The 22,044-nt window shown below is 54.8% G+C and carries 19 protein-coding genes; 9 read left to right on the forward strand and 10 right to left on the reverse strand.

All coding sequences use genetic code 11. The features are described from left to right. Window positions 1–3: 3 nt before the first annotated feature. From ACR0JG_RS06865 to ACR0JG_RS06875, 3 genes are read right to left on the reverse strand one after another with little or no spacing between them, the layout of a single operon-like run. Window positions 4–1,608, reverse strand: coding sequence for a 5-guanidino-2-oxopentanoate decarboxylase (locus tag ACR0JG_RS06865; protein WP_480568432.1), 1,605 nt, complete (start codon window positions 1,606–1,608; stop codon window positions 4–6). Next, window positions 1,605–2,789 carry a pyridoxal phosphate-dependent aminotransferase gene (locus ACR0JG_RS06870; RefSeq protein WP_480568435.1) on the reverse strand — a complete coding sequence of 395 codons (1,185 nt, stop codon included), beginning with the start codon at window positions 2,787–2,789 and terminating at the stop codon, window positions 1,605–1,607. The genes ACR0JG_RS06865 and ACR0JG_RS06870 overlap by 4 nt, the downstream gene beginning before the upstream one ends. Next, on the reverse strand, window positions 2,786–3,442 hold the full coding sequence (locus ACR0JG_RS06875) for a TetR/AcrR family transcriptional regulator (protein ID WP_480568438.1): 657 nt from the start codon (window positions 3,440–3,442) through the stop codon (window positions 2,786–2,788). The genes ACR0JG_RS06870 and ACR0JG_RS06875 overlap by 4 nt, the downstream gene beginning before the upstream one ends. Before the next feature lie 77 nt (window positions 3,443–3,519). On the opposite strand from ACR0JG_RS06875, the gene ACR0JG_RS06880 reads away from it, so the two are divergent. Genes ACR0JG_RS06880 through ACR0JG_RS06895 form a run of 4 tightly spaced genes read left to right on the forward strand, consistent with a single transcriptional unit; the run spans window position 3,520 to window position 6,679 of the window. Further along, a complete protein-coding gene (locus ACR0JG_RS06880) occupies window positions 3,520–4,317 on the forward strand; it encodes an ATP-binding cassette domain-containing protein (protein WP_170561701.1) in 798 nt (265 codons plus the stop codon). Between the two features lie 41 nt (window positions 4,318–4,358). Further along, the gene (locus ACR0JG_RS06885; RefSeq protein WP_480568441.1) at window positions 4,359–5,123 is read left to right on the forward strand and encodes a transporter substrate-binding domain-containing protein; all 765 of its coding nucleotides are present in this window, start codon (window positions 4,359–4,361) and stop codon (window positions 5,121–5,123) included. Window positions 5,124–5,132: 9 nt separating this feature from the next. Continuing rightward, a complete protein-coding gene (locus ACR0JG_RS06890; RefSeq protein WP_170423024.1) occupies window positions 5,133–5,885 on the forward strand; it encodes an ABC transporter permease in 753 nt (250 codons plus the stop codon). Continuing rightward, entirely contained in the window at window positions 5,882–6,679 is a 798-nt protein-coding gene (locus ACR0JG_RS06895; RefSeq protein ID WP_170625582.1) for an ABC transporter permease, read from the forward strand. The genes ACR0JG_RS06890 and ACR0JG_RS06895 overlap by 4 nt, the downstream gene beginning before the upstream one ends. A gap of 182 nt (window positions 6,680–6,861) precedes the next feature. On the opposite strand, the gene ACR0JG_RS06900 is transcribed toward ACR0JG_RS06895, so the two are convergent. The 5 genes from ACR0JG_RS06900 to ACR0JG_RS06920 form a co-directional block, all read right to left on the reverse strand. After that, on the reverse strand, window positions 6,862–7,848 hold the full coding sequence (locus ACR0JG_RS06900) for a zinc-dependent alcohol dehydrogenase family protein (RefSeq protein ID WP_480568444.1): 987 nt from the start codon (window positions 7,846–7,848) through the stop codon (window positions 6,862–6,864). A gap of 82 nt (window positions 7,849–7,930) precedes the next feature. After that, a complete protein-coding gene (locus ACR0JG_RS06905; RefSeq protein WP_170394211.1) occupies window positions 7,931–8,776 on the reverse strand; it encodes an enoyl-CoA hydratase/isomerase family protein in 846 nt (281 codons plus the stop codon). A gap of 91 nt (window positions 8,777–8,867) precedes the next feature. Then, window positions 8,868–9,656 carry an SDR family NAD(P)-dependent oxidoreductase gene (locus ACR0JG_RS06910; protein WP_480568447.1) on the reverse strand — a complete coding sequence of 263 codons (789 nt, stop codon included), beginning with the start codon at window positions 9,654–9,656 and terminating at the stop codon, window positions 8,868–8,870. Between the two features lie 12 nt (window positions 9,657–9,668). After that, window positions 9,669–10,634 carry an LLM class oxidoreductase gene (locus ACR0JG_RS06915; RefSeq protein WP_480568450.1) on the reverse strand — a complete coding sequence of 322 codons (966 nt, stop codon included), beginning with the start codon at window positions 10,632–10,634 and terminating at the stop codon, window positions 9,669–9,671. Between the two features lie 13 nt (window positions 10,635–10,647). Continuing rightward, a complete protein-coding gene (locus ACR0JG_RS06920; protein ID WP_480568453.1) occupies window positions 10,648–11,424 on the reverse strand; it encodes a CmcJ/NvfI family oxidoreductase in 777 nt (258 codons plus the stop codon). 107 nt (window positions 11,425–11,531) lie between these two features. Here ACR0JG_RS06920 and ACR0JG_RS06925 point away from each other — a divergent pair, with 107 nt between their 5' ends. Further along, window positions 11,532–12,443, forward strand: coding sequence for a LysR family transcriptional regulator (locus tag ACR0JG_RS06925; protein WP_170663445.1), 912 nt, complete (start codon window positions 11,532–11,534; stop codon window positions 12,441–12,443). Between the two features lie 287 nt (window positions 12,444–12,730). Here the strand turns inward: ACR0JG_RS06925 and ACR0JG_RS06930 are convergent, their stop codons facing one another. After that, complete coding sequence (locus ACR0JG_RS06930) at window positions 12,731–13,615, reverse strand: LysR family transcriptional regulator (protein ID WP_480568457.1); 885 nt, start codon at window positions 13,613–13,615, stop codon at window positions 12,731–12,733. A 95-nt stretch (window positions 13,616–13,710) separates the two neighbouring features. On the opposite strand from ACR0JG_RS06930, the gene acdA reads away from it, so the two are divergent. Both acdA and ACR0JG_RS06940 read left to right on the forward strand, forming a co-directional pair. Then, a complete protein-coding gene (gene acdA / locus ACR0JG_RS06935) occupies window positions 13,711–14,928 on the forward strand; it encodes a 3-sulfinopropanoyl-CoA desulfinase (RefSeq protein ID WP_480568460.1) in 1,218 nt (405 codons plus the stop codon). Window positions 14,929–15,269: 341 nt separating this feature from the next. Further along, window positions 15,270–15,623 (forward strand): hypothetical protein, encoded by a 354-nt coding sequence (locus ACR0JG_RS06940; protein ID WP_480568463.1) that lies wholly within the window; start codon window positions 15,270–15,272, stop codon window positions 15,621–15,623. Between the two features lie 565 nt (window positions 15,624–16,188). Here ACR0JG_RS06940 and ACR0JG_RS06945 read toward each other — a convergent pair. After that, the gene (locus ACR0JG_RS06945) at window positions 16,189–17,886 is read right to left on the reverse strand and encodes a tetratricopeptide repeat protein (protein ID WP_480568466.1); all 1,698 of its coding nucleotides are present in this window, start codon (window positions 17,884–17,886) and stop codon (window positions 16,189–16,191) included. Between the two features lie 293 nt (window positions 17,887–18,179). Here ACR0JG_RS06945 and ACR0JG_RS06950 point away from each other — a divergent pair, with 293 nt between their 5' ends. Together ACR0JG_RS06950 and ACR0JG_RS06955 are read left to right on the forward strand one after the other, a co-directional pair. Then, complete coding sequence (locus tag ACR0JG_RS06950) at window positions 18,180–20,243, forward strand: alkyl/aryl-sulfatase (protein ID WP_480568469.1); 2,064 nt, start codon at window positions 18,180–18,182, stop codon at window positions 20,241–20,243. Window positions 20,244–21,108: 865 nt separating this feature from the next. After that, the gene (locus ACR0JG_RS06955) at window positions 21,109–21,990 is read left to right on the forward strand and encodes an NrtR DNA-binding winged helix domain-containing protein (protein WP_170509435.1); all 882 of its coding nucleotides are present in this window, start codon (window positions 21,109–21,111) and stop codon (window positions 21,988–21,990) included. The last annotated feature ends 54 nt before the right edge of the window (window positions 21,991–22,044 follow it).

A 22,044-nucleotide genomic window follows, 5' to 3' on the forward strand; every position in this document is an offset into this window, starting at 1 on the left:
GTTTCAATCTTTCTGAGGTTCACATTTCGGAGCGATGACTTCGATCATTGCAGGCCCATCTAAAGCGACAGTTTCGCGCAACGCCTGCGCGACAGCCTGTGGTTCGGCCGGAACCTTGGTGAATGGAATGCCAAAAGACTTGGCTGATGCAGAAAAATTCGGGGGCGAAGGATCACAACCTATGACGGTCACACCCACATCCCGCATCGACGCGGCAATTTCCTGGTATCCATGATTGTTCCAGATCACGAAGGTGACCGGCAGGTTTTCATCTGCTGCGGCCATGATTTCAGGCAATGAAAACTGTGCACCTCCATCGCCGACAATGCAGATCGCCCTTGCAGTCGGATCGGCGATCGACGCGCCGATGGCAGCGGGTATCCCGTAGCCGAGCGCGCCATATCCCGTTGCTGCGTTGAACCAACCTCCGGCCCGGTCGTGGTCGTAGAAAAGATTGCCGGCATAAATTGGTTGGGTTGAGTCTCCGACCATCAATGCATTCGGAACTGCCGAGCGAATGGCGTTCAGGATTTCGACCTGATGGCGATAGTCCGGACCAATTTCCTCCCAGGCGGCGCGGCGTGTTTTGCTGGCGCGTTCGGCACCGTCGTCTTGCTTTGCCTCATTGGACAATGCCCCAAACAGCGCCGGTACAACCAAATTAACGTCACCTTGAATGGTTAGCGCTGCCTCATGTCGCGCCAGTTGATCGCTGCAGCGATCCACCCGTATCAGGCCTGACCTTCCTGCTATTTGCTCGGTGCCGTACATGTCATAGTCGGTTGGCCCCAATTCGGTACCCAAAGCCAGAACGCAATCAGCGCTTTCTATCAGCTCGCGTACTGCTTTGAGGCTCGGGCTGGCAGGAACGGTCAGTGGATGTCGGTGCATCATGCCCCGTGCGTTGACGGTTTGCACGACGGGGGCATCGAGGGTTTCAGCCAATGTCTGTAAATCGGTTTCCGCTTTTTTCGCGCCACCGCCCGCCAGAATGACAACTCGATTTGCTTTAGCCAGTTGCCTTGCCGCTTGTGAGATTAAATCTGGATTGACCGGGGGTGCTGGATCGAGCGTCTCGACTGGTGTTTTTTGATATTTTTCTGCTGCTACATCCAACGGGACCTCTATATGCACCGGCCCTGGGCGACCGTTGGTGAGGTCGTGAAAAACACGGTCCAAGACCGGGTCCAGAGCGTTGGAGTCGGGAACTTGTTCTGACACCAACGCAACTGTTCTGGCCAGCCCCAGTTGGTCTGGCAATTCATGCAGATGTCCCAAGCCCTTGCCAAGTGAAGCGGTTTTATTGACACCAGAGACCACCAACATCGGAATTGAATCAGCGCGCGCCTGCGCCATCGGTGTCAAGGTGTTGGTCAATCCGGGGCCGGTGATCACAAAGGTCACACCCGGTTTCCCCGAAACACGCGCGTAGCCATCAGCCATGAAACCAGCACCCTGTTCATGCCTGGGCGTGATATGACGAATGCCCGAAGCCGCAAGACCGCGGTAAAGTTCGACCGTGTGAACGCCCGGAATTCCGAAGACGCAGGTCACATCTCTTTGGCGAAGCTTGGCAACCAAAGCTTCGCCGATTGTCATTCCGCTCATGCAACCTCGCGTGATTTGCTGTTGGCGTGATCAATGATGCGAGAAACCGCTGTGGCAAAATCGGCGTCACTAATCGTCAGCGCGACCCGGACCCAGTCTTTCAGACCGTCGCCAAAGGCGGACCCTGGCATGACAGCCACCCCGGCCTGTAACAGATCCCACGCATAAGCTTCACCATCAAACCCGGTGGCAGAAACGTTGATGAGGGCGAACATTCCCGCCTCTGGGCGATGAACCGTCAGATCCGTTTCTGCTTCAAGACGATCAGCCAGCAGGGTGGCGCGGCCAGAGAAACGAGCGGCCATGCCGGGCGCAACCTCGGACCCGTCGCGGATTGCCTTTTCGGTCATGTCCGCGATGAAGGGCTGATTGCCAAAGAGCATTGTTTCGGAATACGGCAGCAGCGCTTCACAAAACGCTGCTGGTCCGACACACCAACCGCTACGAAACCCTGGGGCAGCATGTGATTTCGAGATGGATGATACACCTATGACACGATCCGCCAGTTTCGGGTCTGCCAATGGTGAAGCAAATTCGGCCTCGTCAAAGATCAGTTCTTCATAGACCTCGTCCGAGATGATCCATAAATCGTGCGCCATGGCGAGCTGCCCGATTTCGGCAATTTCCGTGGTAGTCAGAATTGCACCTGTCGGGTTGTGTGGCGTTGTCAGAAGAATGGCGCGGCTGCGTGGAGTGATGCGTGCAGCAATATCTTCGGCTTGCATGCGAAACCCGTGCTCTGGCCGAAGCGGCACAGGCACCATATCCGCCCCGGATGCACGCACGACTCCTTCGTATGTCGCGTACATCGGATCACCAACCAAAACCTCGTCTCCGGCCTCTGCAATCCCGGACATCACTGCGAATAGGGCGGTTTGCGTCCCGGGAAAGCACAAAAAGTTCTCGGGTCCGAAGGGCCGCCCACGAGAGGTTGAATAGCGAGCAGCAAGCGCGTCAAGCAGTCCGGCTTCACCGCGCCCGTTGGAATACCCTGTCCGTTGTGCCCGCAAGGAGGTTACGGTGGCTTCTACCAATGCGGCTGGCACGGGCACATCCGGCTCTCCAATCGTCATTTCGACGATATCCGCTCCGGCTTTGATAAGGTCACGTGCTTTCAGGTGTACACCCCATTTGGCACCACCCAACCCCGCTAAACGCTCAGTCACAGATGTGGTCTTCATGGCTGCTCCGCCTCTTTGTTCAATGGTATCGCTAAGATGGCGCTTACCGAGTCCAAGCCGATCTGCGCCAGTTGCCCTTCGGAAAACGCGTCCGGAAGCGCACCGCCTTCCAGCCAAAGGCCGTCGATTACCGCGTTGCAAGCAATGGCCAGTTGCGTTGCCTCCGTTGCAGCAACTGAACGTCCGGTTTCCAGCAATGCAGCGACGATCAGCTCCTCGAGGTGACCCCGGAAATAGTTATAGGTCTGCTGGTGAATGCGCTGCATTTTTGAATCATGTTGCACCTTGTTCAGAAAGCTGGCCCACAACGCCACAGCGCTTGGATCAACGATTGGTGGTCGCAGCGACGCGTCAACGAAGTTGGTCAACTGAGATACCGCGCTTCCCATTCCTGACGAAGCTGCTGTCTGATCGGTTAGCGTATTCATGTGGTGCTCATACGCCGCTTGAACCAACTCTTCTTTTGAAGAGAAATAATGACGGATCAACCCTTGGGTCACGTTCGCGCGGGCTGCAATCTCACGCACCGTGGCACCGCGGACGCCCATCTCGGCGATCAGGTCCAAAGTCGCCAATATCAGCGCCTCGCGCCGAAACTCAGCAGACTCACGTTTAAATTTGCGGCTGTCGTCCTGCACGTCAGTGTCATCCATGGCATGGAGTTATTATACACTTGCATAATTGCGAGATTCGAGGCTTACTGCAAGCTGAAATCAGAAGATTGTTGGATATGGACACAGCCGAAGCAGCATCACCCACACCCGAAGCCACTGCGTCCATTGAGGCGATAAAGATTGAGGACCTGCACAAATCCTTTGGTGCGCTAGAGGTCCTGAAGGGTGTCTCCCTGACTGCCAACAAGGGGGACGTTGTCGCAATCATCGGGGGGTCAGGCTCGGGCAAATCCACCATGCTGCGCTGTATCAACTTCTTGGAAACGCCGAGCTCGGGAAAAATCACCATAGGCGGTGAATTGGTTGAAATGCACGCCGATGGTAGCCCAGCGAACCGCCGCCAGATCGAGCGTATCCGAACGCGGCTGGCAATGGTTTTTCAGCAGTTCAATCTGTGGACGCATCGCACGCTTTTGGAGAACGTGATCGAAGTGCCGATACATGTCCTCAAGGTGCCAAAGGCAGAGGCTATCTCGCGGGCGCACGACCTGTTGAAAAGGGTAGGGCTTGGTGACAAGGCCGACACCTTTCCGGCCTATCTATCTGGCGGTCAGCAACAACGCGCTGCCATTGCCCGTGCGCTTGCCGTAGATCCTTCGGTGATGCTTTTCGATGAGCCCACATCGGCGCTGGACCCCGAGTTGGTCGGCGAAGTTTTGAACGTGATCCGTGATCTCGCTGGTGAAGGACGCACCATGCTGCTCGTCACCCATGAAATGAAATTTGCGCGCGAAGTTGCCAGCCACGTTGTCTATCTTTTCGAAGGCCGCATTGAAGAGCAGGGTCCACCTGCCGAGGTCTTCGGTAATCCAAAATCAGAGCGGTTGAAGCAGTTCCTCAGCTCGGTCGCCTGATCCAGTCAAAACAAACTAATGAACCAAAAGGGAGTAACAAAATGAACCTTAAGAAACTGCTTGCGTCCGGAGTTGCCGCCGCCATCCTTTCAGCTGGTGTCGCCAGTGCCGAAGAGATCAAGATCGGTATCGCGGCTGAACCTTATCCACCATTCGCTTCGCTTGACAGCTCAGGCAACTGGGTTGGATGGGAGATCGATGTTATCAATGCTGTCTGTGCAGCTGCCGAACTGGACTGTGTTATAACGCCTGTAGCCTGGGATGGTATCATCCCATCGCTGACCGGGCAGCAAATCGACGCCATCATGGCCTCTATGTCGATCACCGAGGAGCGGCTGAAAACCATTGATTTCAGCGATCCTTACTACAACACACCCGCTGTAATCGTTGCGGACAAATCGATGGATATCGAAGCAACACCAGAGTCGCTGGCGGGTAAAGTTGTCGGCATTCAGGCTTCGACCATCCACCAGGCCTATGCGCAGGAATATTTCAAGGATGCTGAACTGCGGGTTTATCAGACACAGGATGAGGCCAATCAGGACCTGTTCGCAGGCCGTATTGATGCAACTCAAGCAGACAGCATCGCCATGGCAGACTTCGTAAACTCGGATGCGGGCGCTTGCTGTGAAATTAAAGGCGCCGTTGCAGATGATCCCGCTATTCTGGGACGCGGCGTTGGGGCTGGAGTGCGCAAAGGGCAAGATGACCTGCGTGAGGCGCTGAACAAAGGCATCGCCGCAATTCTTGCCGATGGCACGCACGAGAAGATCACATCGAACTATTTCTCGGCCAGCATTTACTAAGCCGCTGCTGTGAACGGACTGTTGGATTCACTTGGATTGGCACAGAGCGCAGAGCTTTTGTCGCTCTCGCCGCCGGGATGGGGGGCCAATCTGCTGCGCGGATTGTCCCACTCATTGCAGATCGCTTTCGGCGCTTATGCCCTCGGTCTCGTGATCGGATTGTTCGGAGCTTATGGCAAACTCTATGGCGGGAAGGTCACGCGCGATCTTCTCGCCATCTACACGACGGTGATCCGGGCTGTGCCCGAGCTGGTCCTGATCCTGATCCTGTATTACGTGGGATCTGACATCATAAACAAAATCTCCGCCGCAATGGGCGGGGGTCGGGTTGAGGTCAGTGGTGTTGGCGCAGGCATATGGGTGCTGGGTGTTGTCCAGGGCGCTTACGCGACCGAGATTTTGCGCGGCGCAATTCAGGCGGTTCCGCCCGGTCAGATCGAAGCCGCCAAATCCTACGGGATGCCCGCCTTCATGACCATGCGCCGCGTGACAATCCCGGCCATGATGAGCTTCGCCGTGCCAGGTCTTGCCAACCTGTGGCTGATTGCAACCAAAGATACCGCGTTGCTCGCTGTTGTGGGTTTCAACGAGCTGACACTGGAAACCCGCCAGGCTGCAAGCAGTACACGCGCCTATTTTACTTTCTTTCTGGCAGCGGGATTTCTTTATCTCATGGTTACGCTGTGTTCGGGCGGCATCTTCGCTCGGATTGAGAAATGGGCGCGTCGCGGCCAACCCTCTCTGAAGGGAGGGGGCAGATGATTGATTTCAGATCTTTGATGCAACCACATCGCATTGTGATGATGCTGATATTCGCTGGAATCGTTGTCTGGTGCGCCGTCTCTCTTCAGTGGGACTGGATCCCGAAATATGCGCCGCTCGCCCTTCAGGGCATTTGGACGACAATCTGGCTGTTGGTGGTCACCGTAGTTTTGGGTTTCCTACTCGCCGTTCCTCTTGGATTGGCACAGGCGGTTGGGCCTTGGTATCTTGCCGCCCCGGCCAAGGCATTTTGCACTATCATCCGTGGCACACCGCTGCTGCTGCAACTCTGGTTATTGTATTATGGGCTTGGGTCTTTGTTTCCGCAGTTCCCCTGGATACGCTCTTCCGAGTTGTGGCCCTATTTGCGACAGGCCTGGCCATATGCAGTACTGGCGCTGACGTTGTCCTATGCCGGCTACGAAGGAGAGGTGATGCGCGGTGCCTTCAAAGGGGTCGCCAAGGGTCAGCTTGAGGCAGCCAAGGCATTTGGCATGCCACGTTTCACCATGTTTCGCCGTATCTGGTTGCCGCAGGCTATCCGCAACGTCCTGCCGACATTGGGCGGCGAAACCATATTGCAACTCAAAGCAACTCCATTGGTTGCGACGATCACTGTCGTCGACATTTACGCCGTGTCTTCACGTGTGCGCTCCGACACTTTCATTATTTACGAGCCGCTCATCCTGTTGGCCGTATTCTATATTCTCGTCGCGGGCGTGATCGCATTTGGTTTCCACTGGCTGGAAGTAAAGGTTCTTGGGACTGGAAACCGCAATGGCGGTATCAGTTAGTATCGCCAGCAGCGGAGGGGATCCATGTGCTGCGTCAGCTCCGACCAGTGCTTTGAGTTCATAGCAATCTGAGCTGCAACTTGCATTCAGCTTGGCTGAGTACTGATGGTCGATATCAATATCAGGCCATACTGGATTGGTGCGCAATTACATCTCTGCGCACCAATCCCGACTGGTTCCGTTCACAGCTCTACAACAACTTTTCCGACCGCCGCTCCGTTTGTCAGGTGCTCATAGGCTGCATCGACATTGGTCCACCCAAACCTCTGTTCGTCAACAATTGGTTTGAGTTGGCCCGCGTCCGCCATTTCCGCCAGAGTTTTCAGGATGTCACCATGGGATTGACGCCCGACATCATGCATCATCGGGATCAGCATGAAGACGACGTGCAGAGACAGACCTTTGAAATGCACAGGTGTCAGATCAATCTCGACCATCGCGACGGTTGAGGCGACTTGGCCATTGAGCTTGGCCGCTTCGAACGAGTTCGTCATGTTAGGCCCACCCACGCTATCAAACACCACATCGAAGCCCACGCCATCAGTGTGTTCGGCCACGTAGTCCTCGACCTTTTGGGTTGTGAAATCCAACGGGCGCGCACCGAGACCCTCGATGAGGGCTAACTGATCCGCTCCACGACCTGTTGCCGACACGGTTGCGCCAAGGTGGCGCGCAACTTGAACGGCAACATGACCAACGCCACCGGCACCGCCTTGAACCAGAACGGTCTGCCCTTCGCCGACACCGGCGCGCGTCAATCCTTCGTAGGCGGTGATGCCTACGAGAGGCAGCGCCGCGGCTTCTCGCATGCTCAGCGTCTTGGGTTTGTGTGCAATCAGGCGGGCATCCGCCTTGATGTACTTCGCTAGCGAACCAGGGAGGTCCATCAAACCACCGGCGCAGCCATACACCTCATCGCCTATGGAAAAACCTCTAACACCTTCGCCAACGGCGGTGATTGTGCCAGCAAAATCCATGCCAAGGACCGCGGGCAAATTGGGGGACAGAGGTAGATCCGCGCCCATGCTTCGGATCATTGTATCGACGGTATTGACGCTGGCCGCGGCCACTTTGACGACTACATGCCCAGACGTTGCGACCGGGTCGGGCATTTCCACAAGCTCGAACGGTGCATCGGGTCCGTAGGCGTTCAGAACCATAGCTTTCATTGGGATATTCCTTTTTTAGCGAAGTGTCAGGCGCGGCTTTGAACAGCGCACGCCTGACGTGATCATTGTGTTGGAGGACGGATCAGTTGATATCCTGAACCTGCATAACCAGATCGCCCCACTTGCGCTGGTTTTCGATGTCGTGTTCCAGACCCTGTTCATCCGCGATGGTGAACCGTTTAACCGCCGGGGTTTTGCTTGTGGCCTGATACAGCCAATAGGCTTCGGCCTTCAGCGCTTCATCAATGGGTTTGTCGATGGATTCATAGACCATCTGCTTGCAGGCATTGATCGACTCTGCCGGGAATTTTGCGATCCGCTCGGCCAGAGCCGTCACATACGGGCCAATCTCATCTGGCTCCAAAGCCTTGTTTATGGTGCCCAGACGTTCTGCATCATCCGCATCGTAGTCTTGTGCGCTCAGGATGATCTCAAGCGCTTTTCCAAGGCCGGTTTGACGTGCCATGCGCGAAGCACCGCCGCCGCAAGGCAGGATGCCCATTCCAACTTCCATCTGCATGAACTTGTACTTACCCCGCGCCGCAAATCGCATGTCGAGCGCCAACGCCAACTCGTGTCCGCCACCACGTGCGAACCCTTCCAGCTTTGCGATGGTGGCTTGTGGCACCTTGCTGATCCGCTCGCAGACCGATTGAAGGTCCAAAAGCTGTGCGTCCTCCCGGGATACGGCCTCAGTCGACATATCCTTGAGCAGCTCGGTATCGTAGTGGCAGACCCAGATTTCCGGGTTGGCGGACTGAAAGATCACGACCTTGGTTTCGCGGTCTCGCTCTAGCCGCATGGCCAGACTGTTGAGGTCGGCCAGCATTTCCTGGCCTTGCACGTTTACGGTGCCAAAGTTGAATGTGACTGTTGCGATGCCGTTTTCAACAGCAACGTCAAAGGTTTGAAAGTTCTCATATTTCATCAGACAGTCCTTTCTTGGGCCTCGACGCGGCACACGCGAGGGGTAAAGGAGGTTAAAGTTGGAAGCGCGTCTGGATTTAGCGCAGCGCGGGTCAGTTGGTCTGGTTAATCAAACCTCTGATCGAGTTCATGACGTCGGCAACATGTGCTTTGTCCAGTGCTGCGGCATGTGGATTCGCGAAGGCACCGCTGTCATTGTCAAAATAGGCACCTGACGCATCAGCGAACCGATCACCCAATGCTGCGTCAATCAGGATATCAGCGCCGATGTTCATATCGTTCCCGGCTAGGCCGAATCCTTCTTTCACCATCTTTGAGGCCAACAGCGATCCCGGATTTACCGCGACCATGACGGGTGCATCGGACAGAGATTTGGCCCATTCCCGGGTCCAGATGGTGATCGCCAGCTTGCTTTGCGCATAAGCCTCCATATCAGCCAGCGGGACACTACCCTCCAGTGCATTAATATTCACCGGGGCCTGCGCTGCCGATGACAGGTTCACGACGCGCCCGTCGGCGGGAATGATCGGCATCAGCAATTCTGTGAGCAGATAGGGTGCGAGTGTGTTGACGACAAAGCGGATGTCCTGCCCATTCGCAAGCACGGTTTGCGGAGCTTTCAGCACACCTGCATTGTTGATCAACACGTCCAGTTTGTCATGTTTGGCCTTTACGCTTTCAGCCAGTTCTCGCACTGCGGACAGATCGCTCAGATCAGCGGTATAAGATTCGACATCGCCGCCGACGTCGGTGGCAGCGCTGCCCAATTTGGAGGTACTGCGTCCATGCAGAAGTACTTTGTGTCCATCGGCGGCCAGCTTCTTTGCCGTGAGCAAACCAATGCCGTCGGTTGAACCTGTAATGAGTATAGTCTTGGTCATTGATCTGATCCTTTAGGAAAAGTCGGGCAGTACGGTATCCGCCAAGTGTTCGAGGGTCGTATCGATGGGCGCTTGATTGAACCGTAGGTTCAGTGCAACGTGATTGACCCCAAGCGTTTCTATTTCACGTAGATAGCTACGCAGGAAATCGGTGCCAGACTGAAACCCAAGATGGATCGGGCGCGGTGGTGCGGCGTGATCGGCAACGACATCGATATACAGGGATTGCATGACAGGCTTGTCTGGCTGGCCCGCTTCCTTCCCGCGCCTCCGATAGTCCGCAATAACCTGCCTTTGAGCAGTCGCATTGCGCGGATAGGTCATCCAACCATCGCCGTTCTGCGCCACCCAATCGGGGGATTGCTGGCTACCACCCGTAATAATCATCGGCAGGCGGGTCCCATGCGGCTTTGGCAGCAGGTCAATCCCGCCAGACAGCGTACCCTGTGCACTTTCACGCTCGGGATAGTCCAATCCAACGGCGCGGATGTAGTCAAAGCTGTCGCGGAAACGTGCCCCGCGGTCATCATAGCTCTGGTTCATAGCCGGATACTCCTCAGGCCGGTCCCCGGAGGCTACACCCAAGAGCAACCGTCCGCCCGAGAGCACGTCCGCGCTCGCCGCCGCCTTGGCTACATGAGCGGGGTGACGCAATGGCAAGATCACGCTCGCCGTTCCAAGGGCAATTCGGTCCGTCACCGCAGCAAGCGCACCCAGATAGACAAATGGATCGAAAATCTGTCCTGCATCACCAAAGCTTGGAACGTTGAATGGCACGTCGCGCAGCCAAAGTGATGCAAACCCGAGGTCCTCTGCTTTCCGAGCCGCTTCCAGATGATCCCGAAGCGTCGGCTCTGCACCGACTGCATATGCTTCGAGCGGCAACACAAGGCCAACGCTCAGCCGTCCCGGTCGAAATACCCGGTTATAGGCCACGTTGATTTGGGCAAAATCAGCAGGCTGCATTTTATCCAACATGTCCGGCTCTCCTTTAATAGCGCACCAATGTGCGGCTCTCGATGCTTTTGCGAATGGTGTTGACGTTTGAATCTTCGACCATATCAAGCGCACTATGCGCGATCGACGGAGCACCTTGATTGTCATAGATGTTGAAGATCGCGACCTCATCCGGCGTCATCTTCGATTGATAAATCCATTCATGCCTGGGGTTTCCTACCAGCCCCATTATTTGCCCATTGCGGTCGGGATAAATCAGGTCCAGCAAAATCCAATCAGACGGTTCAACTGATGACGGGCGAACAAAGCCCAGGGGTGCTGAGTTGATAGGATGATCCACAGGGCGCCACACATTAACAAAAGCATAGTGACCGCGCGCCCACTCCGCTGCGGCCTCGGCACCCAAAAGATCGACAAGCCGCTGTTCGGCTCCGTCCTTGCTATAGTCACTGTGGACGTTGCGCGCGGGTTTGCGCGTCGCTCCTGGGTCATCTATCCGAACCGTGTGATCAAAAACCACAACCTCGCGCGCACCTAACTTGTACGAGAGTATTGCCGTTAGTTCCGCATCGTATGTCGGTTTCCAGACCTCGCCGGTAAAATCTTGTACCTGCGTTTCCAGCAGCGCGAACTCAACAGCATCAGACGCAAATGTAACTGTGTTGCTCGTGGTGCGGGCATCTGTCAATGCAACAGCCGTGCTGGCCAGTTCGGGCGAAATCAAATTACCAGCAATCCCGCCTGCATCTAGTTCAAAGGCTTGCCGCCAGGGCTTGTGAACGTGGTAGTTGACTGTGGCTGTCCGCGTCATCTGCATCTCCTTCCCATGCCGAGTTGCATCCATGAAGGGGATTTAACGCTAATCTATTTGCGTATAAACTGCCCATTTATGGATTGATAATTCGGGTTTGCGATATAATGGGGCTTGATACAGACGCGCTGAGATTGTTTGTAGCGGCGGCAGAAAGGCTGAACATCAGTGCGGCGGGGCGCGCTTTGGGCATGGCTCCAGCTGTCTCGAGCGCAAAGCTTGCCAAGTTGGAGCAAAGCCTGGGTTCCGAACTGTTACATCGCACAACGCGCAAGGTGTCGCTGTCTGTTGAAGGTGCCGATTTCCTGCCCTTCGCCCGAGAGATTATTGCGCAGGAAGAGGCAGCACTTACGGCGTTGGGCAAACAAACAGCGACCATCCGCGGTACATTGCGCTTCGCTGCGCCCAGCACCTTTGCTCAGCTCTACATTGCTCCAATCCTGCCGAAATTTCTTCAACAGCACCCCGATCTGACGCTCGATTTGCGCCTATCGGATGTGCAGTTCGATCTTATCGAGGGGAGTTACGACCTTGCACTAAGAAATGCGCCGCTTGTCGACACCAGCCTGAAAGGCCGAAAATTGGCTGATGACCGACGCATACTGTGCGCCGCGCCGCACTATCTTGACACATACGGCACACCTAAAACACCTGCCGATCTGAAAAGCCACCACCTGATCGCTTTCCAAAATCGCCAATTGCGCACGCTAACGGGTAAGGCAGGTGAGAAAACCGCATTTGACCCAGCGATGGCTAAGGGTCAATTGATCATAGACGACGGCCAAAGCCAGGTCTGCGCCACTCTGGCCGGCGCCGGAATATCCCTAAACGCACTATGGAGCGTGTATGATCACCTGAAATCGGGCCGGTTGTTGCAAATTCTGCCAGACTTTGAGGCTACGGAAGACAATGTTTTATGGCTTATCTATCCCAAGTCCAACGTATTATCCCCCAAAGTTCGGGTATTCATGGATTTTCTGATCGCAGAGATTGGCTCAAATCCACCTTGGGAAACATGATCCCAATATTGGTCAAGCGCGCCTTAAGACATCACGGCGCCAGTTTGGAGAAATGCACGAGGCGGACACGCCTTTTACAATTGCAATAGCCTGATCTGTTCCGCGATTTATGAGTTCCCGTGAACGCGGCCATCGCTCCCGTAGCGAGTGGCTAGTTCGACAAACTGCATCGCAGCATCTAAACGGTTTATCCAAGGCCGGTTCCGGTCGTTCTTGCGTGAACCCAAAAGAGGGTTTCAAGACCTTAGTCGATCAAGCCGAAGCCGCGAGTGCAGGAAAGGTGTTTCTTATTCGCCCGCAGCGACGGCCTCGCCTGTCGAGAATAGCGCGGCAAGCATCGCCTCACTTCCAGCCAACGCGCCCTTGCGCACGGTCGCAAGAACAAGTTTCCGAGCCGACGATTGTGGAAGACAAATACTTTTGACGTCGTCAGACCGATACCGCAAAACATCGGGGACAGGCAGAAGCGTAAAACCCAAGCCTGCCGAAACACACTCCATAATCGCTTCAAGGTTATCAAGGACAATGGTTTCGGAACCCTTTGGTCTTTTGTGCTTAAGCATCTCTCCAGCAATGAGTTTTCCGATCCCGGTGTCGGGCATAAAGTGAAAGAAGGGCTGCGCATTCAATAAACCCGCGAGGCCGTCTTTCAGCAATTTCTCATGGGCTGCAAAGGCAAAGGGTTCCACTCGAAGCACCTTTTCCGCAAGCGTGTCGGGAACACCTTCTGCATCTGTAAGAAGGGCGGCATCAAGCTGACCGCTTACAACCTTTTCTTGTAGAACCTTGGACAGGCCGGTTTCGAATGAGAAGGTCGCTTGCGGTGCTTGACGTTTTGCGTTGTTCAGGAAGTTCGGCAGCAAGCGAACGGCAGCAGTTGTGACAAATCCTATTCGGAAATGCCCAAAAAGCGTGTCCGTCGGGCGACAGATTTTGCGAAGGCTGTCTTCGTGCTGCAGGAGCGGGATCGATGCCGCGACGATGCTCCGGCCGATTGGTGTAAGTCGCGGTGGTCGTACGGTGCGGTCAAAGAGGTCGACGCCAAGCTCCACCTCAAGCGCCTTCATCTGCATTGAAAGTGCAGACAATGTCATGTTTTGCTGCTCGGCCGCTTTTGCAAAGGAGCCGACATTCGAGACCCGTATGAGGGTTCTGAGAGAACGTGTCTGCATAACTTAAGGTATATTGGATTAGATATCCAATTTTATTCGATTGTGTTGTATTACTGCAAGCGTATTCTGTTAAGAAACAGAGACGAGGGACACGCATGCCGCATCCGCTTGTGAACGTTGCGAAAGAACTGGCCCCAGAATTTGAGAAACGTGCCGCAGATTGGGACAGATCACGCAGGTATTGCTGGCAGAATGTTGGCGAATTGGCCGATGCTGGCATCATGGGTATGACCATTGCAAAGAAATATGGTGGGCAGGGCGCGAGTTTTCTGGACGTCACCATGGTGGTCGAACAGATCGCGAAAGCCTGCACGCTGACCGCCCGCATCGTTGTCGAGGGCAACATGGGCGGCATCAGTGCGGTCATGGGGTACGGCAATGACGAGCAGAAGGCTTTTTGTGCTCAGCATGTCCTGGCAGGAGATAAGCCCGCGATCTGCATAACCGAACCTGACTCGGGAAGTGCCGCGACCGAAATGCAGACTACCGCGCTGAAACAGGGTCGCACATACATCCTCAACGGGTCCAAGCATTGGATCACTGGTGGAGGGGTCTCGAACCTGCACCTGATCTTTGCCCGCGTGCTCGATGAGGCGGGCGTCGATCAGGGGATTGGCGGTTTCATTCTGTTTGCCGATCCGATGTCAGGAGATATGCCCAAGGGGTTCACCGTGGTGGGTCGCGAATACACGATGGGCCTTTGCGGTATGCCCGAAGCAGAATTGCGGTTCGAAAATGTCGAGATCAACGAGAAATGGCTGGTCAAACCGCCTTCAGGATTGAAGCGTGGCTTTGCCGACCTGATGAACGCTTACAATTCGCAACGCGTCGGTGCGGGAGCAGTTGCTATGGGTGTTGCGGCAGGGGCACTTGAACATGCAAAACGCTACCTCGTTCAACGTGAACAGTTCGGGCGCCCGCTTGCAGAATTCCAGGGGCTTCAATGGATGCTGGCCGATATGGACACGCAAGTTCATGCAGCTAGGCTGCTGCTCCATGAAGCGGCACGATCGCGTGGCCCAAACGGCAGTCAGTATCCCGATATGACCATGGCCGCCCGCGCCAAGCTTTTTGCGTCCGAGATGGCTATTAAGGTGGTCAGCGATGCGCTGCAGATGTTCGGCGCGCGCGGCTACAGCGATCGTGAACCTCTGGAGCGGATGTATCGCGATGTGCGCATGTTCACTATCGGCGGCGGGACTGCACAGATTCTCCGGACCCAAATCGCCGGAAATATTCTAGGCATTAAAACACCACAGACGCGGGACGGATACACGCGCCTTGCCGACATGGAGCGTTACGCGGCTGAATAGAAGGCCCTATAAAAATTGAAAAAGGACTTTCGGGCCGCCGACTTTCTTGTGCCGCAGCCCTACGCGGTTGCGTGCCGTCACGCCTTCGGCATGCTCGGCCGACGGTTTTTTCGCGTTAATCTAGTTGCCTATTTAGCCAACTTAGCTGCGCAAGAAAGACGCTGCATTCATGCGCCAGAGAAGTTTGCGTCCGAGCCAGCGAAACAAATGCAATTTTACGCTGCGTAAAATGGCGGGGCTATTTTTCGACAATCGTAAACTTCCTAAATGAGATTTGCCTAGGCAGGCAAGTTTAGCGTGTACGCCAAGCAATTACTTCGATTCCCGAAAGGAAAACTGCGATGAAAAAGTTCATTTTTGTTGCTCTCATCAGTCTTACCGCATGCACTCAGTACCCGATGCAGAAGCCACTGATGGTTGACGGAACCAGGAATGCGACCTTCTACACAGATGAGGCTGAATGCCGATTGATGGCCGCGAGTTTCAATCCTGGGCAGCATAAAATGGATGCTACGTTCGGCGCTATTGATGGCGCGGTTACTGGTTGGGTTGTTGGCGAGAAGGAAGATGTCATCGGAGGTGCGATCGCAGGTGGCATAGTCGGATCTGTGCGCGGCCAGTACAATGACGAAATGGCGCGACGTCATGTGCTTGTGAACTGCATGCAGGTGCGTGGTCACGGTGTGGTGGGCTAGTAATGGCTGCAGATTACTCAGTGGTTTATCGAACGGGGCCTTGGCCGTGACTCAGAAAAGGGTCTGAACAGAGTTCGTAATTTGGGGTAAATTCTGACCAGAGAAGGAGTGCTCTGATGCCGAATAAACGTTTCAGTTGTAACAGTTAAAGAAACCGGCCTGATTGGGTGGGTGAACAGTGTCGCGCAGATCTTCCAAAGACGCGTTTCGATTGCCTTGCATGTTGGAGCAACGAATTGACATATCCCACCCAGAAGCGCGCTTCTTTCAGGCTACAGGTAATCAACTTCCGCATGTTGAGCACCGATGAGCAAAGTGCTTTGCAATGCCGAAACTACGTAAAAGGCCGTCCCCAAAATGCGCCAACTCTGACAAACCATTCCAGACATGGACCGGCAGCGACCGTTGGCCCGCTTGCGTGAAAGCTAGAAAATCGAACGACGATCTGATGATATAAAGTCAGCCATCTGACGTGGTTTACTTATTGCTGCGTACAAGGGTGATGCGATTCCAGATAACTGTGAAACCCACCGATGAATAGGTGTGCGGAAACTGGATAAGCCGGTCAAGAATCTGACAAACCAGCCTTCTGGAGGCTGGCCAACAGGTTCTCCTTAAATGTGGCGTCAAGTTGCCAAATGGCAAGTATATCCGATGCAACAGATGAAAAATCTGGGCGTAGAACCAACAAGCTGCGTAGAGCCGCCTGGGCCTGTTCCCCATTTCCCAGTTTGCTGTGTAGCGCGGCCTGCCATAGATGGGTCCAGAAGAAACCTGGCATATCGATTTGTTCCAATTGTGCCAGCGCCGCTTCATAGTCGCCCCGGTCGAACTCGTAAAAAACCCGCGGAAACAGATACCACTGAGGATGCACAGGGTTCAGAGCGATTGCCCGGTCTACGATAGCAAGTCCTTTGTCCCATTCGCCACTGAACGCCAGACGCATCCCGTAATGGGCCAGAATGTCGGTGTCATTCGGATTCAGGTCAATCGCCCGTTGCCCGGCCTCGCGGAACCCGGCAAAATCACCGAGCACGAACCGCATATTGGCCATCATCAGATGTCCCGCCGCCAGATTTGGGTCGATCTCGACCGCCCGGCGTGCTGCGGCATCGGCTGCGGCCAGAATCTGTTCGCGATTTCCGCCCAGCCTAAAACGTATCTGTTGCAGATACAGGTTCGACAGCACCGCCCAGGCCTCGGCATAATCCGGAGCCTTCTCGAGCGCGTTCAGGATGCAGGATTTGATTTCGGCATGGCGATCCAGATTGATGGTTACCTGATAGCTGTAATAACCAAGCACACAGTCATAAGCATCGCGATTGTTGGGTGGAATTCTATCGGCATCTCGCATCGCGCCAAGCGTCAGTAGCCCGTATTTCCCGGCCAGTTTACCCATTACATCTCGGATAATGCTGTCCTGTACCGCATAGATTTCCTCGGAGGTATTGCTGACCTCGTAGCTTTGCGACCAGATATATCTTCGGTCTTTCAGATCAATGAGGCGTGCGGACAGGCGCAAGGTGTCGCCCCTGTCCATCACATTGCCTTCCAGCGCGAAATCGGCGTTGAATTCTGTACGCAAGCTCGTCGTATCAATCTCGGTTTCACCAGAATGCAGTGTGCTGCCAAGGGGCAAGACCCAGATGTCCCGGAACCGGATCAACTCGGTCGTCAACTGCCGGGTAAGACCATCGGCGAGGTACTCGGGGCCCTCTCCCAGAGTTTCAAAGGGCAGTACAGCCACGACGGGCCCTTTGGGCAAGCTGTGATTTGCCTGTTCCTCAGGCGTCCCTGAACGGGTCAATCCCCAGATCAGCCCAAACAATGCCAGGCCAAAGGCGACAGCCAGTCCAATCCCAGCGCGTCGTCGCCCTCTGAGCCCGGCATTGGACCGTGCGTCAGCAGGTGCCGGAACAGGGCCGAGCAGTGAAGATTTTTCGAACCGCGGCGCGTATCCTCCTTTGGGCATGGTGAGACGTATCGGATCGCCCCGACCGGGCCCGGCATAATAGGTGTCAATCTCCTGCCGTAGTCGCCGCGCCTCAAGTCGGACAATCGGATCGACCTGCTGGTCGAAGCTTTCGTCGCGGTCAAAGACCGACATGGCAATCGACACGCCTTTGATCTGATCTGAACGACCGGCCAGATATTCCTCGATGATATAGTTCAGAAATGCGCGGCGTTTGGGGCTGGCGGTGAAATCCGGATGATCCAGGATACGTTGCATCTGTACCCGAATTTCGCGCTCGGTAGTATCCACTTCAATATCCCTCTGCCTTGGAAAAACCAAGGAAAACCATTATGTTGGCCTCGTTGATACATGTGTTTTTCGACAGGTGGCAACATGTTTGCACTTCTCGGGAAAAATTCTGCGGATAAGAGGGCCGCACTGCTGGTCGTACAGGCAGGCACCCGGCTTCCAAAAGATCGCGCATCTCGGCACTTCTGGAGGTCAATGCACCGGCGGGACGAATTTCAACCTCGTGGTTCGTCCCGTCAGACCTCCTGCGCTGCGATCTCTTTTGAAGCGTTCATGATAGGAACCGATTATATATGCCACGCCGAACCACCTTACTCTTGACCGTCACCCTTTTGACGCTGACCTCAGGTCTTGCCGTCGCGCAGGATGGTAGTCCTCAGCACTTTGACCCGAAGGGCAAGCTGCCCTCGGATTACACGATCGAATTCCAGCAAACCCAACGCAATAACCTGCCGTTCGATGACGAGCGTGACTTTGAAGAAAGCCGCAAGGGGCTAATTGCGGTTCCAGAATACCGCCAGATCAAAACCGAGGATGGCACCGTCGCCTGGGACATCGGCAGCTATGACTATCTGCTCGAGGGCAAAGAGTTCGACTCGATCCACCCGTCGTTGCAGCGTCAGGCGATCCTGAACATGAATTTCGGCCTGTACGAGATTCTCGACGACAGCATCTATCAGGTGCGTGGCTTCGATCTGTCCAACATCACTTTTATTCGTGGCGATACCGGCTGGATCATCTTTGACCCGCTGGCCTCCAAGGAAACTGCCGCCGCAGCGCTGAAGCTGCTGAACGACACCGTGGGCGAACTTCCTGTCAAGGCGGTTGTCTATTCGCATTCCCACGCCGACCATTATGGCGGTGTGCGCGGAGTGATCACCGATGAGGACGTGGCAAACGGCGTGGAGGTGATCGCGCCCGAAGGTTTCATGGAACATGCGGTTTCCGAAAACGTCTATGCGGGCAACGTGATGAACCGCCGTCTGTTTTTCCAATACGGCGTATTGCTGCCACGCAGCCCGTTCGGTCATGTGGATCAGTCCATCGGCAAGAACATCTCGGCTGGCACCACGGGTCTGATCGAACCGACCCGCTATGTCTCGGACGCGTATGAAGAGATCACCGTAGACGGCGTGCGTATGATCTTCCAGAATACACCGGGTACTGAAGCACCTGCTGAGATGAATACCTATTTCCCCGAGCTCAAGGCATTCTGGGCGGCGGAAAACATCACTGGCACAATTCACAACATCTATACCTTGCGTGGCGCACTGGTGCGCGATGCGTTGAGCTGGTCTAAGCATGTCAATGACGCGCTGTACAAGTTTGGGCAGGATGCCGAGTTGATGTTCGCCTCTCACTCTTGGCCCCGTTACGGAAATGAGCGCATTCAAGAAGTGATGCGTGCGCAGCGTGACACTTACGCCAATCTTAACAACGGGGTACTGAATCTGGCCAACAAAGGCGTGACCATTAATCAGATTCACAACGTCTATGACGTGCCGGAAAGCCTGCAGCAGCAATGGGCCGCGCGCAGCTATCATGGCTCGGTCGAGCATAACAGCCGGGCGGTGATAAACCGTTATCTGGGCTACTGGGATGCCAACCCCACCACGCTGACACCTCTGTCGCCAGAAGACAGCGCGCCGCTGTTTGTCGAGATGATGGGCGGTGCCGAACCGATCCTGACAAAAGGGCAGGAACTGGTGAACACCGGCAAATACCTTGAAGCGACCGAGATTCTGAACAAACTGGTCTACGCCGAGCCACAGAACCAGGCCGCCAAGGACCTGTTGGCCGACGCGTTCGAGCAGATCGGGTATCAGAAGGAAAGCCCTTCGGTCCGCAACTCGTTCCTTGGCGCGGCGTTCGAACTGCGCAACGGTATTCCGCAGGGCGCTACCATCGAGACTACCGGTCCCGATACGATAAGGGCGATGCAGACCACGATGTGGCTCGACTTTCTGGCCATTCGTGTCAATAGCGCCAAAGCCGCCGATATGGAGTTCACCATCAACCTGTCGATCTCCGATCGGGACGAGAACATCGTTGTCGAGATGAGCAATGCCACTCTGACTCATATCGTCGATCAGGTGGCGGAAGACGCCGATCTTTCGATCAGTCTGAGCCGCACGGACCTGGAAAAGCTCATGACCGGTGAGCGCAGATTGACCGAGATGCTCGCTGATGGCACCGCGCAGTCTGAGGGCAACGCCGAGATCGTAGCGCAACTGGCTTCGACCCTGGATCAATTCGATTTGGGTTTCGAGTTGATGCCCGGCACCGGTGCGCAGGATTTGACACCACCCGCCAATGATTTTGCCCAGCCCGGGTTAGCAAACTCGAGTGGCGGCTGAGACGGGACCGTCCGATTGAAAGCTGGCTCAGGGTTTTGCTGCCCTGGGCCTCTCTCTTTCTGACTATTGGACCGGGAGAAGTTTTCGACCAGTAGTGCTGGTATCGGAGCAGCAGAATGCCCCGCCCGAACGACTGCTGGATTGTTACCGCCGTGCGCGGACTCTTTCATCCGTGGTGTCAATGCGGGATCAGAATCTTCAGCCTAAGAAAGCCAAAGCGTATGACGCAAAAATCAAACTGGGATGTTCTGAAACTTGCAATTTGTGAACATCAGCCAAGATATCAAACTACCTAGATGTCCCGATCCGTAGATTTCAATTCACTCCTGGACCTCGTCCCTTACAACGATTCAAAGAACTGGCCGCATAGCGCCGCGGGTCGAATGGGTATCTTCGAACTGGAGGAAGCTTCACAACCCAATTGTCGAATGTGACGTGGTCAGACTTTAGCTGCGACATGCTATGATCGCTTCCAAATTTCGATAAGACACTGTGTGTCGCAAATCAAAGTATTTAGTGCAATCCATAATGTCTTTGCGGAAACGGCAGCCTTTAAAAAGATCGTACGTAAGACCGGTCTGAGAACTACTTTAGCGAAACGAATACCTCAACGGGCTGTTTGGTCAGCCCGAACCCATATCTTGCGACACTTCTCAAGTCGTGAGACGAAACTGTATTTCAGGTTCATTGGACCGAAAGTAGTAACCTGATGTTAGAACAGTGGGACGATTAACTGGGCCAGAAATGCTTGTTCTCTGAAGAAGCACCCGTCACACTGTATTTTTCTTCAAGCCAAGGTACTAAATTTGGGTTAGAACGCACATTCTAACCAACGCTTCGCGACATTCTACAAACAGGAAATTCCTTGCCAAGTGGACTAGCCCCTGCCGAACTGATCGCAATCCTAATCGCCGTGACTGATGATCAGCCGCGTGTCATGACCTTGCGTGGCGGTAACGCGCTACCTTCGGGACCGTTCGAATCTTCACACCGCAGCTTACAAAGCGGCTTGCGGGCCTGGATTGAGGCGCAGACCGGCCATCCGGTGGGATATCTTGAACAGCTTTATACCTTTGCAGACAGGGATCGCGATCCACGCTCGGGTTATGCCGACAACTCTCAGCGTATCTCGATCAGCTATCTCGGTCTGGTGCGGGAGCAGGATACTACCGGTGCTGGACGTCCGGCATGGCGTAGCTGGTATCAGTACTTCCCATGGGAGGATCATCGTGATCGCAGCCCAGAAGAGCTACCGCAAATTATCAAACGTATCTCAGCTTGGGCAGGAAGTGATCCGCTAAAACTGCAGCGTGTGGACTATCTGTTTGGTTTGAATGGGAAGACTTGGAACGAAGAACTGGTTTTGCAACGTTATGAGCTGATGTACGAAGCAGGGCTTGTTGACACTCCTGAATTCGGTCGTCACATGGAAGCGGACAACCGTCGCATTCTCGCCACCGGCATATCTCGCTTGCGGGCCAAGATAAAATACTCTCCGGTGGTGTTCGAGCTCATGCCCGAAAGCTTCACCTTGCTGCAGTTACAGCGCACAGTCGAAGCGCTGTCTGGTCTACACCTGCACAAACCCAATTTTCGCCGCCAGATTGATCAGCAGGAATTGATTGAAGATACCGGCGAAATGTCCAGCGGCACCGGTGGTCGCCCGGCGCGCCTGTTCCGATATAGGCCGGCCATTCTAGAGGCTCGCATGCTGTCGGGCGTCAGATTACCTCTCTCCCGGTCCTGAACCTCGCTTGACATAATCTCGATTCGAGAATAAGCATGACCACAATATACTCGA

This window comes from Ruegeria sp. AD5 (genome assembly GCF_056542345.1).

Bases quoted from the DNA above. Each gene is read 5' to 3' on its own strand.
- ACR0JG_RS06865 (WP_480568432.1), bottom strand. From the start codon at position 1,608: ATGAGCGGAATGACAATCGGCGAAGCTTTGGTTGCCAAGCTTCGCCAA.
- ACR0JG_RS06870 (WP_480568435.1), bottom strand. From the start codon at position 2,789: ATGAAGACCACATCTGTGACTGAGCGTTTAGCGGGGTTGGGTGGTGCC.
- ACR0JG_RS06875 (WP_480568438.1), bottom strand. From the start codon at position 3,442: ATGGATGACACTGACGTGCAGGACGACAGCCGCAAATTTAAACGTGAG.
- ACR0JG_RS06880 (WP_170561701.1), top strand. From the start codon at position 3,520: ATGGACACAGCCGAAGCAGCATCACCCACACCCGAAGCCACTGCGTCC.
- ACR0JG_RS06885 (WP_480568441.1), top strand. From the start codon at position 4,359: ATGAACCTTAAGAAACTGCTTGCGTCCGGAGTTGCCGCCGCCATCCTT.
- ACR0JG_RS06895 (WP_170625582.1), top strand. From the start codon at position 5,882: ATGATTGATTTCAGATCTTTGATGCAACCACATCGCATTGTGATGATG.
- ACR0JG_RS06900 (WP_480568444.1), bottom strand. From the start codon at position 7,848: ATGAAAGCTATGGTTCTGAACGCCTACGGACCCGATGCACCGTTCGAG.
- ACR0JG_RS06905 (WP_170394211.1), bottom strand. From the start codon at position 8,776: ATGAAATATGAGAACTTTCAAACCTTTGACGTTGCTGTTGAAAACGGC.
- ACR0JG_RS06910 (WP_480568447.1), bottom strand. From the start codon at position 9,656: ATGACCAAGACTATACTCATTACAGGTTCAACCGACGGCATTGGTTTG.
- ACR0JG_RS06915 (WP_480568450.1), bottom strand. From the start codon at position 10,634: ATGTTGGATAAAATGCAGCCTGCTGATTTTGCCCAAATCAACGTGGCC.
- ACR0JG_RS06920 (WP_480568453.1), bottom strand. From the start codon at position 11,424: ATGACGCGGACAGCCACAGTCAACTACCACGTTCACAAGCCCTGGCGG.
- ACR0JG_RS06925 (WP_170663445.1), top strand. From the start codon at position 11,532: ATGGGGCTTGATACAGACGCGCTGAGATTGTTTGTAGCGGCGGCAGAA.
- ACR0JG_RS06930 (WP_480568457.1), bottom strand. From the start codon at position 13,615: ATGCAGACACGTTCTCTCAGAACCCTCATACGGGTCTCGAATGTCGGC.
- acdA (WP_480568460.1), top strand. From the start codon at position 13,711: ATGCCGCATCCGCTTGTGAACGTTGCGAAAGAACTGGCCCCAGAATTT.
- ACR0JG_RS06940 (WP_480568463.1), top strand. From the start codon at position 15,270: ATGAAAAAGTTCATTTTTGTTGCTCTCATCAGTCTTACCGCATGCACT.
- ACR0JG_RS06950 (WP_480568469.1), top strand. From the start codon at position 18,180: ATGCCACGCCGAACCACCTTACTCTTGACCGTCACCCTTTTGACGCTG.